General features: G+C 44.4%; 14 protein-coding genes, 1 rRNA gene and 1 other annotated feature. Of the genes, 8 read left to right on the top strand and 7 right to left on the bottom strand.

From position 1 onward, the window contains the following. The 4 genes from R7Q39_RS17930 to rluD all read right to left on the bottom strand — a co-directional run. Window positions 1-75: ribosomal RNA gene (locus R7Q39_RS17930) — 16S ribosomal RNA — on the bottom strand; the annotation flags it as partial. Window positions 76-581: 506 nt separating this feature from the next. Beyond that, the gene (gene clpB / locus R7Q39_RS17935) at window positions 582-3,155 is read right to left on the bottom strand and encodes an ATP-dependent chaperone ClpB (RefSeq protein WP_318076514.1); all 2,574 of its coding nucleotides are present in this window, start codon (window positions 3,153-3,155) and stop codon (window positions 582-584) included. A gap of 144 nt (window positions 3,156-3,299) precedes the next feature. Continuing rightward, complete coding sequence (gene pgeF / locus R7Q39_RS17940; RefSeq protein WP_005381874.1) at window positions 3,300-4,028, bottom strand: peptidoglycan editing factor PgeF; 729 nt, start codon at window positions 4,026-4,028, stop codon at window positions 3,300-3,302. Between the two features lies 1 nt (window position 4,029). After that, entirely contained in the window at window positions 4,030-5,007 is a 978-nt protein-coding gene (gene rluD / locus R7Q39_RS17945) for a 23S rRNA pseudouridine(1911/1915/1917) synthase RluD (protein ID WP_005381875.1), read from the bottom strand. Window positions 5,008-5,143: 136 nt separating this feature from the next. On the opposite strand from rluD, the gene bamD reads away from it, so the two are divergent. The 5 genes from bamD (at window position 5,144) to yjjX (ending at window position 10,132) form a co-directional block, all read left to right on the top strand. After that, complete coding sequence (gene bamD, locus R7Q39_RS17950; protein WP_005381876.1) at window positions 5,144-5,872, top strand: outer membrane protein assembly factor BamD; 729 nt, start codon at window positions 5,144-5,146, stop codon at window positions 5,870-5,872. Window positions 5,873-6,019: 147 nt separating this feature from the next. Beyond that, window positions 6,020-7,501, top strand: coding sequence for a lytic transglycosylase F (locus R7Q39_RS17955; protein WP_017821955.1), 1,482 nt, complete (start codon window positions 6,020-6,022; stop codon window positions 7,499-7,501). A 325-nt stretch (window positions 7,502-7,826) separates the two neighbouring features. Continuing rightward, on the top strand, window positions 7,827-8,153 hold the full coding sequence (gene hpf, locus R7Q39_RS17960) for a ribosome hibernation-promoting factor, HPF/YfiA family (protein ID WP_005381889.1): 327 nt from the start codon (window positions 7,827-7,829) through the stop codon (window positions 8,151-8,153). Window positions 8,154-8,261: 108 nt separating this feature from the next. After that, window positions 8,262-8,383: a sequence feature (Phe leader region), on the top strand. Window positions 8,384-8,395: 12 nt separating this feature from the next. Continuing rightward, complete coding sequence (gene pheA / locus R7Q39_RS17965; RefSeq protein ID WP_318076515.1) at window positions 8,396-9,574, top strand: prephenate dehydratase; 1,179 nt, start codon at window positions 8,396-8,398, stop codon at window positions 9,572-9,574. Window positions 9,575-9,598: 24 nt separating this feature from the next. After that, window positions 9,599-10,132 carry an inosine/xanthosine triphosphatase gene (gene yjjX / locus R7Q39_RS17970; protein ID WP_005381891.1) on the top strand — a complete coding sequence of 178 codons (534 nt, stop codon included), beginning with the start codon at window positions 9,599-9,601 and terminating at the stop codon, window positions 10,130-10,132. A gap of 110 nt (window positions 10,133-10,242) precedes the next feature. Here yjjX and trpR read toward each other — a convergent pair whose 3' ends face one another. Next, a complete protein-coding gene (gene trpR / locus R7Q39_RS17975) occupies window positions 10,243-10,551 on the bottom strand; it encodes a trp operon repressor (RefSeq protein ID WP_005381892.1) in 309 nt (102 codons plus the stop codon). A 13-nt stretch (window positions 10,552-10,564) separates the two neighbouring features. Then, on the bottom strand, window positions 10,565-12,511 hold the full coding sequence (gene sltY, locus R7Q39_RS17980) for a murein transglycosylase (RefSeq protein WP_031777190.1): 1,947 nt from the start codon (window positions 12,509-12,511) through the stop codon (window positions 10,565-10,567). A 364-nt stretch (window positions 12,512-12,875) separates the two neighbouring features. On the opposite strand from sltY, the gene ettA reads away from it, so the two are divergent. The 3 genes from ettA (at window position 12,876) to R7Q39_RS17995 (ending at window position 16,174) form a co-directional block, all read left to right on the top strand. Then, complete coding sequence (gene ettA, locus R7Q39_RS17985; RefSeq protein WP_005381894.1) at window positions 12,876-14,543, top strand: energy-dependent translational throttle protein EttA; 1,668 nt, start codon at window positions 12,876-12,878, stop codon at window positions 14,541-14,543. Between the two features lie 230 nt (window positions 14,544-14,773). Further along, window positions 14,774-15,133 (top strand): PilZ domain-containing protein, encoded by a 360-nt coding sequence (locus R7Q39_RS17990; RefSeq protein ID WP_031781006.1) that lies wholly within the window; start codon window positions 14,774-14,776, stop codon window positions 15,131-15,133. A 39-nt stretch (window positions 15,134-15,172) separates the two neighbouring features. Next, on the top strand, window positions 15,173-16,174 hold the full coding sequence (locus R7Q39_RS17995; RefSeq protein WP_005381900.1) for a M23 family metallopeptidase: 1,002 nt from the start codon (window positions 15,173-15,175) through the stop codon (window positions 16,172-16,174). A gap of 77 nt (window positions 16,175-16,251) precedes the next feature. Here the strand turns inward: R7Q39_RS17995 and tyrA are convergent, their stop codons facing one another. Continuing rightward, a complete protein-coding gene (tyrA, locus tag R7Q39_RS18000) occupies window positions 16,252-17,379 on the bottom strand; it encodes a bifunctional chorismate mutase/prephenate dehydrogenase (protein ID WP_005385935.1) in 1,128 nt (375 codons plus the stop codon). Between the last annotated feature and the right edge of the window lie 3 nt (window positions 17,380-17,382).

Consider the following 17,382-nt stretch of genomic DNA (forward strand, 5'->3'; position numbering starts at 1 on the left):
TCGTTTCCGCTCGACTTGCATGTGTTAGGCCTGCCGCCAGCGTTCAATCTGAGCCATGATCAAACTCTTCAATTTAAGATTTTGTTCGGCTCAATGAATACTGAACATTACATAAAGTAATGTTTGAATTGACTGTGCTGAATCCGAAGATTCAATGGTCACTTCGTTTCATTGAAACCTAATTTGATACCGAAGTATCGAATTGGATTATCATCAACGAGTGCCCACACAGATTGATAGGTCTATATTTTTAAAGAGCACACTTCGAAGTTCTCTTCAAAGTGGACGGCTATTTTAGCTAGATAACTTATCGTGTCAAACACTTTTTTAAGTTATTTATCTGCGAGTTAATTTTAACTCACTAACCGTAGTTGTTTAGGTTCCACTTCACTTGCTTTCCCGTGACAACGGAGGCGCATTATAGGGAGTTCATTAAAGAACACAAGTGCATTTTTTAAAAAAACTCACCTTTTTAGTTTATTCGTATAGAAAACAGACAAAAGACTCTAAAAAACTATAGAAAAGGGGCCAAACGGCCCCTTTAGTGTGATTTTTATCTCAATTTTACTGTATCCATACAATTATTGATGAGCACAAATTTGGTCATTAGTAACAATTAGCTGCACTGTCTTGTCTGGAACGATTTCACCAGAAAGAATTGATTTGGCTAACGGGTTCTCGACATTCTGCTGAATTGCACGTTTTAAAGGACGCGCACCATACACAGGATCGAAACCAACTTGAGCGATCAAGTCGAGTGCTTTGTCGGAAACTTCTAGTTGATAGCCTTTCTCCTCTAGTCGTTTCGCCAAACGTTCCAATTGAATAGAAGCAATGGACTTAATGTGCTCTTGACCAAGTGGATGGAACACCACGATTTCGTCAACACGGTTCAAGAACTCTGGGCGGAAGTGTTTGCTAACCACATCCATCACTTCACTCTTGATACCTTGATAGTCTAATGTTGCGAAATTCTCTTGGATACGAGATGAACCCAAGTTAGATGTCATGATCACAACCGTATTACGGAAGTCAACAGTACGACCTTGACCATCCGTTAAACGCCCATCATCGAGAACTTGCAGCAGAATGTTAAATACATCCGGATGCGCTTTCTCTACTTCGTCTAACAAAATTACCGAATACGGCTTGCGACGAACCGCTTCAGTTAAGTAACCACCCTCTTCATATCCGACATAGCCTGGAGGAGCACCAACCAACCTTGCCACTGAGTGTTTCTCCATGAACTCAGACATATCGATACGGACCATCGCATCTTCACTGTCGAACATAAAGCTCGCAAGTGTCTTACAAAGCTCTGTTTTACCCACACCAGTTGGACCTAAGAATAAGAAGGAGCCAATTGGTCGGTTTGGATCAGAAAGCCCAGCTCGACTACGACGAATGGCATTCGATACAACAGAGACCGCTTCGCTTTGCCCTACCACACGATTATGCAGCACGTCTTCCATACGAAGTAGTTTCTCTTTTTCCGCTTCTAGCATCTTGGATACCGGAATGCCGGTTTGCTTAGAAAGTACTTCTGCAATCTCGTTGTCGGTTACTTTATTACGCAATAGCGTCATTTCCTGCATTTCAGCTTGGGTTGCAAGATCTAACTGCTTCTCAAGTTCAGGAATACGACCATATTGAAGCTCCGACATACGGTTTAGATCGCCAGCACGGCGAGCAAACTCCATGTCCATACGAGCTTGTTCAAGCTCAGACTTAATATGTTGAGTGCCAGAAAGAGCTGCTTTTTCTGTATTCCAAACCTCTTCTAGTTCAGCGTACTCACGTTCTTTTTCATTGAGTTCTTCATTAAGCGCTTTCAAACGCTTTTCACTCGCTTCATCGTGCTCGTTACTTAGTGCTTGTTGCTCAATTTTGAGTTGGATGATTTTACGCTCAAGCTTATCCAAGGACTCTGGCTTAGAGTCAATTTGTAAACGAATGCTTGAAGCCGCTTCGTCAATCAAGTCAATCGCTTTATCCGGCAACTGACGGTCGGAGACATAGCGATGTGACAAACTCGCCGCAGCAACAATCGCTGGGTCGGTAATTTCGACGTGATGATGAAGCTCATAACGCTCCTTCAAGCCACGTAAAATCGCCACGGTATCCTCAACGGTCGGCTCATCCACCAGCACTTTTTGGAAACGACGTTCTAATGCTGCATCTTTTTCGATGTACTGACGATATTCATCCAATGTTGTTGCGCCAACACAGTGCAGCTCACCACGAGCTAATGCCGGTTTTAGCATGTTGCCCGCATCCATTGAGCCTTCACCTTTACCAGCACCGACCATAGTGTGTAGTTCATCAATGAAGAGGATGACGTTGCCTTCTTCTTTAGCAAGTTCATTCAATACTGATTTTAAACGCTCTTCAAATTCCCCACGGTATTTCGCGCCAGCAACCAGTGCGCCCATATCCAGTGATAGCACACGGCGACCACGCAGACCTTCAGGTACTTCATTGTTAACTATGCGCTGCGCTAAGCCTTCAACAATTGCTGTCTTACCTACGCCTGGTTCACCGATAATCACAGGGTTGTTTTTAGTACGACGCTGCAATACCTGGATAGTACGACGGATTTCATCATCACGGCCGATAACAGGATCCAATTTACCTTGCTCTGCACGTTCGGTAAGGTCTATGGTGAACTTTTCCAATGCTTGGCGAAGCTCTTCCGCATTCGGGTCATTGACCTTTTGACCACCTCTGATCTTTTCGATTGCCTGGCTGACTTTTTGCTCTGTTAAACCGAGCTCTTTGAGTAATTGCCCCAACGGTCCGCGATCTTCTAAAGCGGCAAGCAGGAAGACTTCAGACGAGATATAGGAGTCTTGACGCTTTTGCGCCACTTTGTCACACAGGTTAAACAATGTGCCCATCGAGCTAGAGAGCTGAACATCCCCACCGATGCCACTGACTTTTGGTAATCGATCTAACATTTCACTCAATTTAGAGCGTAAATGCGTTACGTCCACATCCAGCATAGTAAGCAATGGACGAATTGGACTGCCATTTTGATCAAGCAAAGCCACCATGAGGTGAACTGGCTCGATATATTGATGATCGCGCCCTAACGCTAGTGATTGAGCATCAGAGATAGCGATTTGAAACTTACTTGTGAATCGATCAAGACGCATATCTACCTTCCTAACCTCAACTAAAGGAAATTCTTTTGACAGTTAGAAAGATGGATACTCACGAGGGGAATTTCAAGGGAGTGAATGAATAAAGATAGCTTTGCAAAAATAGTAGTATGCATCTTAGCACTTTGGTGCTTATAGCTAGTCTTCGATCCAAATAAAGGTTGCTTGTCGACCTGTCTTACCATCACGGCGATACGAGTAAAAAGAGGCTTTATCTTGGTAAGTACAAAGTCCAGAATCAAACACTTGTGTCACACCAGCTCGGTTTAAACGTTGCGTTGCCAGCACCGACATGTCAGCAAACCATTTACCGTCGATATCGCGTGGAGCAAATGCTTGATTCGCCTGTGAATCAAAATCAACAAAAGCTTGCAGAACATCTTCACCCACTTCGAAGGCTTGAGGGCCAATGGCGGGGCCAAGCCACGCTATCACTTCACCAGAAAACAACGCTAACGCATTTTCGACAATGCCATTTGCTAAGCCGCGCCAACCTGCGTGAACAGCGGCTACTTGCGTACCTTGTGTATTAGTCAATAATACAGGTAAACAGTCGGCGGTCATCGCTGAACATACAACATGGCTTGAAGAAGTAAATACACCATCCGCATCAAGCACCTGTGTTGTTGGTTCATTTGCTTGAGCCACAACGGTTGAATGCGTTTGGTTTAACCAGATTGGCGCATTTGGCATGCTTGCCTGTTGCGCCAACCAAGCTCGGTTCTTCTCTACTAAAGACAAATCATCCCCAACGTGAGTACCTAAATTTAGCCCTTGGTAAGGGCCTGTCGAAAATCCGCCTATGCGTGTTGAGGCGAAAGCTTTGACATTTTTAGGCGCTGGCCAATTCGGAATGATCGTCTTCATATTAGAATTCTTCCGGTAAGCCGTGCTCTTCTGTATCTTGACGAAGCGCTTCAGTCATCACAACCATGTCATCAGGCACTGGAGCATGAAACTCAAGAACTTCGCCCGTAATTGGGTGCTCAAAGCGCAGCATTACTGCGTGCAATGCTTGGCGATCGAAGCCCCGGATCATTGCCGTTAGCTCTTCAGACGCACCTGTCGGGATGCGAGCACGTCCACCATATGCAATATCACCGAGCAACGGATGCTGAAGGTAAGACATGTGCACACGAATCTGGTGCGTACGACCCGTTTCTAGACGCAAGCGAATACGCGTGTGTTCGCGGAAGCGTTCAGCAACACGGTAGTGCGTTACTGCTGGTTTGCCCATTGGTGCTACCGCCATAAGCGTGCGCTTAGTAGAGTGACGACCAATCGGTTGATCCACTTTACCGCCCGCAGTCATACGACCAATAGCGATCGCTTCGTACTCACGAGTAATATTACGTTTTTGCAGTGCGCGAACCAGACGAGTTTGTGCAGGAACGGTTTTCGCCACCACCATCAAACCCGTGGTGTCTTTATCCAAACGGTGCACGATACCTGCACGAGGTACTTCTGCAATATCAGGGTAATGATGCAACAACGCATTAAGTACAGTGCCATCAGGCGTACCAGCGCCCGGATGAACCACAAAGTCACGAGGTTTGTTGATAACGATAATATCTTCATCTTCATAGACGATATCTAGCGGGATATCTTGCGCTTCCCAGCGTTCTTCATCTTCTAACTCGGCTTGCAATGTAATTTCCTCGCCACCCATTACTTTGGTACGAGGTTTAGTGACAACTTCACCATCAACTTGAACTTTCCCATCAAGCAGCCACTCTTTTAGGCGCGAGCGAGAGAAGTCCGCGAATAATTCGGCGATAGCTTGGTCTAAACGTTGACCTAACTGGCTATCTTTTACGGTATTTGTTAATACAATCTGCTGAGCCATATCGAACTTTTTTAAAAACTGTGAGACTAATGCTCACGACTGTGAAAAAATAGACTATTACGTCATTGTATCTGTTACTGGAAAGAAAGTAACGGCAGCTTAAGAAATATTTAGATTCAAGGAACAGACTCCTGATATGAAACGTCAGACTTTAACAGGCCTTTTAGCGGTATCCCTTCTGTTTGGATGTGCAAGCAAAGAAGAAATCGTTCCTGATGTGCCGCCTTCGGAACTGTATGCAGACGCACAGATTTCTCTTCAAAGTGGTAATTGGCTTTCTGCAATTGAGAAACTGGAAGCATTAGACTCACGTTACCCATTCGGTGCCTACTCAGAACAGGTGCAGCTTGACCTAATCTATGCGTACTACAAAAACGACGACCTTGCTTTGGGCTTGGCAACCATTTCTCGCTTTATGCGTTTAAACCCAACCCATGAAAAGATGGATTGGGTGCTGTACATGCGAGGTCTAAGCCACATGGCGCAAGATCGTAACTTTATGCATGATTTATTCAGCGTAGATCGAAGCGATCGCGATCCTGAACCGGTAAAAAAAGCGTTTGATGACTTCAAAAAACTACTTCAACGCTACCCGAATAGCCCATATGCAGAAGATTCACAAAAACGTATGGTCGCGCTGAAAAACCGTCTAGCGAACTATGATTTAGCGACTGCTGACTTCTACCTTCGCCGTGAAGCTTGGGTCGCTGCTATTAATCGCAGCCAAGAGCTACAAAAAGCGTATCCAGACACAGAAGCTGCACGTAAGTCACTGACTATCCAGCTAGAGGCCTACAAGCAACTTGGTTTGGAAGACGCCGTAGCAAGAACTGAAAAGCTTATCGAGCTCAACCCTGTGAAGTAATTGAACTTGCTTTAAACTGAACCGCCACCGTTTTTACCGTGGCGGTTTTTTATTACTCTCAATAGTGTATTCAGCCCTTGCTTGATGATCTTCCTAGCTCCACATATGCTTAAAGTTCTCCTCCCCCTTTATAAAAAGGATGTGAACGTGACGATATCTAAGCTTTGCGCAGTTATGCTGCTCCTATTGTCTGCTTCCGTTTGCGCACTGCAAATCTCGCCGCTCAAACAGCCTCCTTATACTGGGGACCTCGATGTCATCAAGGAGAAGAATGTACTGCGCGTCTTAGTTTCTGCTGATTTAGGTTTTTACTACATTGAGGGCGGCACACCAAAAGGCATAGGCGCGGAATTGCTGGCACATTTCGAAAAAGACCTTCGTAAACTCAAACCAAAGCTTAACGTACAAATTATTCCTGTTGCCCGCGACCAGCTACTGCCAGCCTTAGAAAACGGTTCAGGTGACTTAGTTGTCGCCAACCTGACTATTACCGACACGCGCAAACAGAAAGTGGAGTTCAGTTCACCCATTCTCACTGACATTCAAGAGTGGGTAGTGACAAACAAAAGCACACCAACGATGACGAAAATCGAACAATTGAGCGGCAAAGAGATTTGGGTGCGCGCCAGCTCTAGCTACTTTGAAAGCATTCAGACACTAAATAAGAAACTAAACAAAAAAGGCTTACCGCCTGTTATCGTGCACTTTATTGAAGAAACACTTCAAGATTATGAGCTGGTCGGAATGCTCAACAATGGTTACGTCAGAGCCATTGTTCTCGATAGCCATAAAGCCAAGCTTTGGCTGAAAGTGATGGATGATATTCGGGTCCATAAAAAAATCCCTATCCGCAAAAATGGCAAAATTGCTTGGGCAATGCGAGAAAATAGTCCCAAATTAAAAGCCGTCGTGAATAAGTTCATCCAGAAGTCTCGCTCTGGGACACTACTCGGTAACGTTATTTACGGTAAATACATCGATAACACGGGATGGTTGAACAGAGCTCTTAACCCTAAGAAAATTGCTCAACTAGAAAAACTCGCGGCGCTATTTTCACGCTATGGTGAGAAATACGATATCGACTATTTACTGGTCGCTGCAATCGCTTACAAGGAATCAGGATTTAATAACGACCTAGTTGGAAGCCGAGGTGCCGTTGGCATAATGCAAGTCCTACCCAGCACCGCTCAAGATCCGAATATCAATATCAAAAATGTTCGACAATTAGAAAACAACATTCATGCTGGAGTGAAATACTTAGCCTTTTTGCGTAAGCAGTACTTCAGTGATCCTGATATCACTGCACAAAATAAACTCTACTTTACATTGGCGGCTTACAATGCGGGCCCCGGCAATGTAGAGCGTATTCGTAAGCGTGCAGCCCAACAAGGTTACGATCCTAATGTTTGGTTTAATAACGTGGAAGTCGTTATGCGGAAAAGTTTAAGCTCAACGGTTGGGTACGTCACAAGCATTAATCGCTACTACATAATATACAAACAACTAGAAAGCTTGGACCAAGTCAAAAGTCTAGAAAGGGTTTCACTAGCCCCAAAAGACCCCATTTTCATGATACCGCTACGAAAAGTCAGCCAAATGCCAGACAGTAAAAAGCCGCTTGTACAGTAAGCGGCTTTTTAAATGGATTCATTGGAAAGACTCAGTGATCGTCATCACACCTTACGTGTAGTTAAATTTTAACCACCTCAAATATTAGGCCGTAAAACTTCCCTAAAAACGAGGCCGTTTTCAGCTGAGTACTCTATCCAATCTACGGATTTACTAACCGATAACAAGCAATTTCACGATAAATCTCAGAAGTTCTTGAGTGAGATCACATTCATTTTTCATCATAAAAAACCCGAGCAAAATGATGATCTGAATCACATATTTTTATGCTTAAAGCGGTAATCTGAACTCAACCCATGAGGGATGCAACAGAGGAAAAGCACTTATGACAATGAATATCACTGGCAAAAACATCGAAATCACCTCTGCAATCCGAGCTCATATTGAGAGCAAATTTAAAAAACTGGAGAAATGGCAAGTAGACCTAATTGGTTGCCAAGCAACTTTCAGTGAGGAACCAAACAAACAGAAGAAATTCGAAGCGGTTATCAAAGTTCCTAAAGGCCAGCTCATTGCCTCAGCAACTCACGAAGATCTTTACGCAGCTATCAACGAAGTGGAGCAAAAACTAGAACGACAATTGAACAAGCTGACCCACAAACCTGAAGCTCGACGTGCAAGTAAGCCTGAGCTAGTGGAAGAAGAAGAGTAAACTGAACAGATTGAGGAAATAGCGCCGAAAGGCGCTATTTTTTTGCTTGACGCTCTCCCCTGCCTTGCTTATTGTGTTTAAACACTCATAAATTAAGCACTATTTATGCATTTAACCTCACTGTTTATTTTTGACTTCTTTTTCCTCCCATAGTTGGAGGGGCGAACTCGTTTGTGAAAGAAAAGTCAAAAACAAACAGAAAGCCTCCCAAATCGGGAGGCTTTTTTATAAGGAAAGAATTGATGACTGACCAACCTATTTCCCTCGAAGAAATTCGTTTACGCTTGAATGAGTTGGATGACCAACTTCTCAGCTTATTGTCTGAGCGCCGTAAACTCAGCATTGAAGTAGCCAAAAACAAAGTACAAACCTCAAAGCCTGTTCGCGACGCCGTCCGTGAACAGCAATTATTGGTCAAGCTGATTTCTAATGGCCAAGATAAATACGAACTTGACGCGCAGTACATCACTAAACTTTTCCATACCATCATTGAAGACTCAGTTCTGCTTCAACAAAGTTATCTGCAAAATCTCGTTAACCCACAGCAAAGCCGTAAGCCACTTGCTCGCGTCGCTTTTTTAGGAGCCAAAGGCTCTTATTCGCACTTGGCAAGTCGCGAATACTTCAGTCGTAAAAATACAGAGCTTATCGAGCTCAACTGCGAGCACTTTAAAGAAGTGACTCAAACGGTTGAATCTGGCCATGCTGATTATGGCGTTCTGCCAATCGAAAACACCAGCTCAGGCTCTATTAATGAAGTGTATGACTTACTACAACACACGACGCTTTACATCGTTGGAGAGCTGACTCAACCAATCGAACACTGCTTGGTTGCGAAAAAAGACATTCGTCTGGAAGATATTAAAACGCTGTATTCTCACCCTCAGCCACACCAACAGTGCAGTGAGTTTTTAAGCCGTATGAAAGGGGTAAAGCTGGAGTCCTGCGCGAGCACAGCAGATGCAATGCAGAAAGTCCAAGAGATGGATCGTGATGATGTGGCTGCAATTGGTAATGCATCAAGCGGTAAGCTATATGGCTTGCAAGCAATTCAAGGCAACATCGCAAACCAAACCGAAAACCATACTCGCTTTATCGTGGTTGCTCGTAAACCGGTTGAAGTTTCTACTCAGATTCCAGCAAAAACCACATTGATCATGTCGACCTCCCAAGAGGCAGGTTCATTGGTTGAAACACTATTAGTGCTGCAACGTTACGGCATCAATATGACCAAGCTAGAATCACGCCCAATTATGGGGAACCCGTGGGAGGAGATGTTCTACGTAGACTTGACATCACATCTTGCTTCGACAGAAATGCAACAGGCACTTGAAGAGCTAACAAAAATCACTAAGCACTTGAAAGTATTAGGCTGTTACCCGAGTGAGAACGTAAAGCCTACGCAAGTAAAATTGAGTTAATAGACACCAGTGAGAAAAAAGATCATGGCAACCCAAAAAGTTGTAATCGCATCGCTAAACCCAGCCAAAATTAATGCAGTTCAAAGTGCATTTCGTAATGCATTTCCGCATCAAGAATTCAACTTCGTTGGCATCAGTGTACCGAGTGAGGTTGCAGATCAGCCCATGACGAATGAAGAAACTCATCGTGGTGCGCTAAACCGCGTTAAAAACGCAAAAGTAGAGATGCCAAACGCGGATTACTATGTCGGTCTCGAAGCGGGAATTGAAGCAAACGTGACGTTTGCTTGGATGGTGGTTGAGTCAGAGACTCACCGCGGTGAATCTCGTTCTGCAAGCTTAATGTTGCCGCCAAAAGTCTTGGAAAAACTCAAGGATGCGAATGAATTGGGAGATGTAATGGACGAAGTGTTTGGTACTGATAATATCAAACAGAAAGGTGGCGCTATTAGCCTGCTAACCCAAAACCAGCTAACTCGAAGCTCGGTCTATCACCAAGCCTTGATTCTGGCTTTAATTCCATTCACAAACCCTGAGCACTTTCCTTCAAATTTATAACACTCAGCCTATTCTCTAGATACGCAAAAGGGCGGATATTTCCGCCCTTTGCAATACGTTATCTTAGTCAATTGTAACACCAAGGCCTAAAAGCAAATTGGATATACTGTCTACTTAGATACCGCAACTTGTTCTAACAAGACTTTCAACTTGTCTTTTTCTTCATCAGATTTCGACTTTAGTTCGTTAGAGCCTCGAGTAATGGTGGCAATGCCCACACCAAGCATCTGACTGATCTGACGTTGAGATAATTCTCCTTTAAGAAGTTCGTTAATTATATTAACGCGTGATATTAATGACTCTCTCTCATCACGTGACATCAGCATAGTTAACAGCATGTCATCTTGCTGGGTGCCCATACTTGTTCGAATTAGCTCAATAATCTGTTGCCAGTCTTTGTACTCGGGTTCGTGCGACATCAAGTTACCTCACTCAATACTTGGTATTGATCTCATGTTGATTCAAGAACGCGCCATCGATACCCAAAAGATCACGATAGTATGTTTCAAACATCAAGATGTTTTGCACATAACCGCGCGTCTCTTTAAATGGAATTGCCTCAATAAAGGCATAAGCATCCACTTTTCCTTGGGTACGCTCTCGCCACGTTTTTACTCTGTTAGGACCTGCATTATAAGCAGCAAGAGCAAAAATACGATTATTATCGTAATCCTCTAATAAACCTTGCAAATAATGGCTACCAATTTCGATATTTTTTCCTACATTGTAGAGATCCTGCGTACCTTGATAACTCAACTTATATTTACGTGCCGTGTACTTCGCCGTCGCAGGCATGATCTGCATAAGACCACGAGCGCCAACTGGAGAGCGGGCTTCAACATCTAACGCACTTTCCTGTCGAGCGAGAGACATCATCGTGACGGGATCAATGTTGTGCTTTTTCGCATAAAAGTTAAACCACCAGCGGTGTGCTATTGGGAACCTAAGTTCGATATTATCCCACATTTGCGCTTGAATACTCGCGGTCACCGTTAGGTTATGCCAACGTTTAAATGATGCATAAGCCGCCAACATCGCCTTTTCATCTTTCCCTACGCGGCGCAGTAAGTGTGCCCATTCACTCTTCGCTGCTGCGATTTTATCCGTCGCGATCAACTCTTCGATACGAGCTAACGAGTCTTGATAGGGTTGAACAACTTTCTTATCCAACTTAACCGTATGCGTTGGGTATTTGATTGATTGCCCGATTGCATTGGCGGCAGCCACACTGTAGAAGTTTCGTTGCCCAAGCAGAGTTGCTAAACGCTGTTTCCCCGCGATGTCATCACCTAACGCTATTTCACTTCTTCCAAGCCAATATTGCCAGCGTAGCGTGGCTTGTTCTTCTTTATTTAGAACAGCAATCCACTCTTGTACGCCTTTCCAATCTGCATTTTGAATCGCTAAGCGGATGCGCGTTTCAATCAACGGTAAGTACTGACTGGTTTTCGTTTTATCATCGCGCCATTTAGCTAATGACTCAGACTCCGTACGAGTCAATCGAAATGCAATATAGTCGGCAAGTTCTTGCGCTTTTTCTGGAGAAAACTTCTGTCCTTTAATGACAGCATCGTACGCACCTTGTGCTTGGCTAGTGTTCATGCGAGCCAACTTTTCTAACGCATATTCACTTTGCGCTCGATTAAAATCATTCGCAGGTTTTTTCTTCGCGAATTCCGCAACACTTGAAGGATTATCAAACAACGCTTTCATTTCTTTGGCTTGTTGCTTTGCCTGCGCTGATTTAGGCAGTTTGAGCAAGTAACTCATCAAACCGCCATTACGAGCATCAAACGCCAGTAACATACGCTGTAGAATCAGTTCATCGGTACGCTCACCCGCCTTGTCCCATGCTTCAAATAATGGGTCACACTCATCAGCAATGCTGATGCCACGTAACCACATATGTTCAGCCCCTTTAAACGCCGCGACTTTCTTGCCTTGCTTTAATTGAGCGACGTAGAAAATACATTGGTAACGCTCACCACTAGGAATGACTTTTTGAAACTCAGTAATGGTTTTCCAATCTTTTTGCTTATAAAGATGATTGAGGTATGGAGCGCGAACTCGACGAGAAAATGGAAAAGACTCGTGCTCAGAAATAAACTCGTTCACCTGTTGTGGTGACTTTTCCGGTAACTGTCTAATAAAAGTGCGGTAATCCACATAAGGCGTTAGTGGATAGTCAGAAATTTTAGGACGAATCGAAAGGTATCCGTCGATGTCATTTTTATCTAATAAATCTTGAGCTTGCTCATATACTTCGCGCTGCTTTTCCAAACTCAGCGCGGCATTAGCACTCAAACTCATAGCACACAACGCGGCGGCGCAGCATACGTTTTTAGCCAATTCAGATACGTTGAATCTCATTTGTGTCATTTTCCCCAGACATATACTGCCCTAAAGCCTAGTTTTGTTAGAGTTCATGTGATGTTAAGGCAATTTTCACACATGCATCTATTTACACAGAATGCAGATGTCCATGTAAAGCAACTTAGTGTATTAAAAATTGTACTCGTCAAACTTTTAAGACGATGGAGACAAAGCGTTTCTAACTCGCATAGAAAACACTTCGTCATTCTTAACGAATAACAAAAGTGTATACCCTAACCGTGTAAGTTTCCGGTCAGCTCAAAATAAGAAATCCATTCGTTAGGGAAATTCTTGCAATGCGGTAACAAAAACAAAGCACTTGGTATAAAATGATGGGTTTGAATGACAGTTAATTTAGGAACGATCGGCAATGGCTGAATACGTATATACCATGTCGCGGGTGAGCAAAATTGTGCCACCTAAGCGTCAAATTCTTAAAGACATCTCTCTGAGCTTCTTCCCTGGTGCGAAAATCGGTGTTTTAGGTCTGAACGGTGCAGGTAAATCCACACTGCTACGTATCATGGCAGGTATCGACACGGATATCGACGGTGAAGCGCGTCCACAACCTGGTCTAAACGTAGGTTACCTACCTCAGGAACCAGTATTAGACGAATCAAAAACCGTTCGTGAAGTTGTTGAAGAAGCGGTTGCTGACGTTGCTGACGCTCTGAAACGTTTGGACGCAGTCTACGCAGCATACGCTGAACCAGATGCAGACTTCGACGCACTTGCAAAAGAGCAAGGCGAGCTAGAAGCCCTTATCCAAGCGAAAGATGGCCACAACCTAGAAAATGCGCTTGAGCGTGCAGCAAACGCACTACGTTTACCTGAATGGGACCAAAAAATTGCGCACCTATCAGGTGGTGAACGCCGCCGTGTGGCTATTTGTCGCTTGCTACTTTCTAAGCCAGACATGCTACTGCTTGATGAACCTACCAACCACCTAGATGCAGAATCAGTGGCTTGGCTAGAGCGCTTCTTAGTGGATTACACAGGTACCGTAGTAGCCATCACCCACGACCGTTACTTCCTAGATAACGCTGCGGGCTGGATCTTAGAACTGGACCGTGGTGAAGGTATCCCATGGGAAGGCAACTACACCTCATGGCTGGAGCAAAAAGACGCTCGTCTACAACAAGAAGCCTCCCAAGAGAGTGCTCGCCAAAAGACTATCGAGAAAGAGCTTGAGTGGGTACGTAAAAACCCTAAAGGTCGTCAAGCGAAGTCAAAAGCACGTATGGCTCGCTTTGAAGAACTGCAAAGCTCTGATCACCAAAAACGTAATGAAACCAATGAACTGTTTATCCCACCTGGTGAGCGTCTAGGTGATAAGGTTATTGAAGTGAAGAACCTGACTAAGTCATTTGACGGTCGTGTTCTGATTGATGACCTGTCATTCAGCATCCCTAAAGGTGCGATTGTTGGTATCATCGGTGCGAACGGCGCAGGTAAATCGACGCTATTCAAGATGTTAAGTGGTACTGAACAACCAGACTCGGGCACAATTGAGATGGGCGATACAGTAAAACTAGCATCGGTCGATCAGTTCCGTGACAGCATGGACGATTCTAAAACCGTATTCCAAGAGATCTCTGAAGGTGCTGATATCATTAAGATCAACAACTTCGAAATCCCAGCTCGTGCATACTGTTCACGCTTTAACTTTAAAGGCAGTGACCAACAAAAGATTATTGGTGAACTATCGGGTGGTGAGCGTAACCGTGTCCACCTTGCGAAGCTGCTTAAAGCGGGCGGCAACGTGTTGCTACTCGACGAACCAACCAACGACCTTGACGTTGAAACACTGCGTGCTCTAGAAGAAGCATTACTAGAGTTCCCTGGTTGTGCAATGGTTATCTCGCACGACCGTTGGTTCCTTGACCGTATCGCGACCCACATCATTGACTACCGTGACGAAGGCCAAGTTAACTTCTACGAAGGTAACTACACAGAGTACATGGATTGGTTGAAGAAAACATTGGGTCCTGAAGCCGCAGAACCACACCGTATCAAATACAAGCGTATTGCGAAGTAATCGCAACCCACAAAGTTTGATTGTAATTTGTACAAAGGCCGCTATCATAGCGGCCTTTGTTTTCTTTGTTATAAAAAGAGCTCATTAGCCCGTCTCGTTCGTTAAGAACATGACATTGCACTTACGTCACTCTGTAGCGACCTCGACACTTTTCAAACAACAATCGAACACTTTTTGTTCGTATTGATATACTATTCAATTCTGTTTGACGACCTGACGAGAATATTCATATGACAGAGAGACGACGCTTTTCACGTATTCTCCATCAAGCTCCAGCTAAGATAGAACAACGTGACTTGGCAATTGAAGCTAGGATTCAAGATCTTTCCTTGCATGGTTTACTCATGAAAGTGGAAGAGACTGAGGCTTTGGATCCAACCCTTCCGGTCCATGTGACTTTTTCATTTGATCAATCCGAACAAGTGATTACGTTAAAAGCGCAAATTGTGAATGTCTCTAAGTGTGAGATTAGGTTGAAGATCGCTAAGGTAGACATCGAAAGCATTAGCCAACTAAAACGATTTATAGAATTGAATGTAGGCAATAACGACCTTCTGAATCGAGAGTTAGAGCACCTCTCTGGTTTTTAGGAGAAAAATAAATGAACGCCTATTTAAGTAACAATAACTATGTCTAAAAAAATCATCATGCAGATCCCGACGAAAGACGGCGATCAGCAGTTCTATTTGGGCCGCAGTTCGGTCCTAGCAGTATTTGCTTCAGTATTGGCATTACCCGCCGTCGTTGGTGGCGCGTGGTACCTTAATCAGCAGCAGATGCACAATAAAGACGAACTAACACAAATCATCGCCAAACTGGAAAGTGAAAAGGCCGAAGTGACGGCTCTTTACGAAGAACAGCTTGATACCAATCATTCGCTTTCCCAGTCTTTGACGGACAAAAACAATCAAATTCAGCTATTGGGCAAACGGGTATTCGACGTTGAATCGGTTTTAGGTCTCGCAGACGAAGAGTTGATGATCGATGAGAACAGCATGGGGTTAGAGGAGCGAATTGACGCAGCCGCTATCGATTCTGCTGTTCGAGCGACGATGTTCCGTTTGATACCAAATGACAGCCCAGTCACATACCAACGTATTTCTTCTTCTTACGGCAGTCGTATTAATCCGATTTCAGGTAAGAGGCATGTTCATACTGGTATCGATCTGACTTGTAAAAGAGGAGAAGAGATCCTGGCACCGGCTGACGGTGTGGTGGAAACCGTTCGCCCGAGCAATCGTGGTTATGGTAACTATGTCACCATTCGTCACTCATTTGGCTTTATGAGCTCCTTTGCTCATCTACAACGCTTCAAAGTGAAAAGCGGTCAGTTTGTTAGTAAAGGCGACATCATTGCTCAATGCGGTAACTCTGGCAACTCCACAGGGCCACACTTGCACTATGAAGTACGCTTCCTCGGACGAGCACTCAACCCTCAATACTTAATGGAGTGGACGCCAGAAAACTTCAATGACGTCTTTGAAAAAGAGAAAAAAGTGAAATGGGGACCTTTGGTTCAATTGATTGATAACGTTGTACGCCTGCAAGTCAATTTAACCAATTCACCCTATCGCGATACCAGTATCAACACAGTATCAAGCGAAGATACGAGTAATACTGCGACGAACTGATTTGTTCATCAACACGAAAAAGAGCAGCTTACGCTGCTCTTTTTGTTTCGGACTCTGCACGGCTAAATAACCCGTGATTAGCCGCGATGAATATTATCATTCGCCTGTTTGAGTAAGTTTTGGCTCTCATTCATAAATTGTTGAGAATAAGTACCAAACCAATCACTCACCTGCTTAAAGCTTTCGATGAATCGCGCTTTGTCTCTGCTATCCAGAATCGCTACCGCATCACCTAAACGCTGATGGAATCGCTTGATCATATCGATATTCTCTTGAGAAGAGAAAATGATATCACCGTACAAGTTCGGATCCTGACCAAACAGTCGTCCCACCATCGCCAATTCAAGGCGGTAGATTGGCGAGCTTAACTTCAACAACTGATCGATGTTCGGGTTCTCTTTGCTTAGGTGCATACCGTAAGCAAACGACGTGAAGTGGCGCAACGCCTGAATCAACGTCATGCCATGATCGTGCTCTTGTGCATCGATTTGGCACAAGCTTGCGCCCCAAATTCCAAACTGTTGCAATAGCCATTGGTAATGCTCGTGACCACGACCATCACAGTACACAATAACCTGCTTGGCAAGGCTCGGAACATCTGGGCCAAACATTGGGTGTAAACCAACTACAGGACCTTGGTGCACATTCAACATTGCTTGCAGAGGCTTCGACTTGATAGAAGTCAGGTCACACAGAATGCAGTCTTGCGGCAAGTTCCCCAGTTTTTCGATCACCCCTTCCGTTAGATGGATCGGCACCGTGACCACGACTAAACCCGCGTTGTCTAGAATCTCATCCGCATGATCCCAGTCTTTACTGCCGAGAACTTTGACCCGGTAGCCCGACAATTTGAACATACGCCCAAACAGGCCACCCAATTGACCATTACCACCAATAATAACAACTGAGCGTAAATCAGGGTTCAAACACTTAAAACCGGAATCTTTCTCGCTGGCATAAGATTCACGCATTGTTCGACGCAGAATATCTTCAATAAGCTGTGGAGGAATTCCCATTTTTTCAGCTTCAGCGCGACGAGAAGCTAACATCGCCGCTTCGCGGTCTGGAGCATAAATTGGCAAACCATGTTCGCTTTTTACTTCCCCAACTTTCTCTACGAGCGCTAAACGCTGAGCCAATAGCTCCAACATTTGCTTGTCGACTGCATCAATCTGATCGCGTAATGCGTTAAGTTCAACTGCCATTGA

The sequence above is a fragment of the Vibrio sp. 947 genome, assembly GCF_033339115.1.
Taxonomy (GTDB): Bacteria; Pseudomonadota; Gammaproteobacteria; order Enterobacterales; family Vibrionaceae; genus Vibrio; species Vibrio alginolyticus.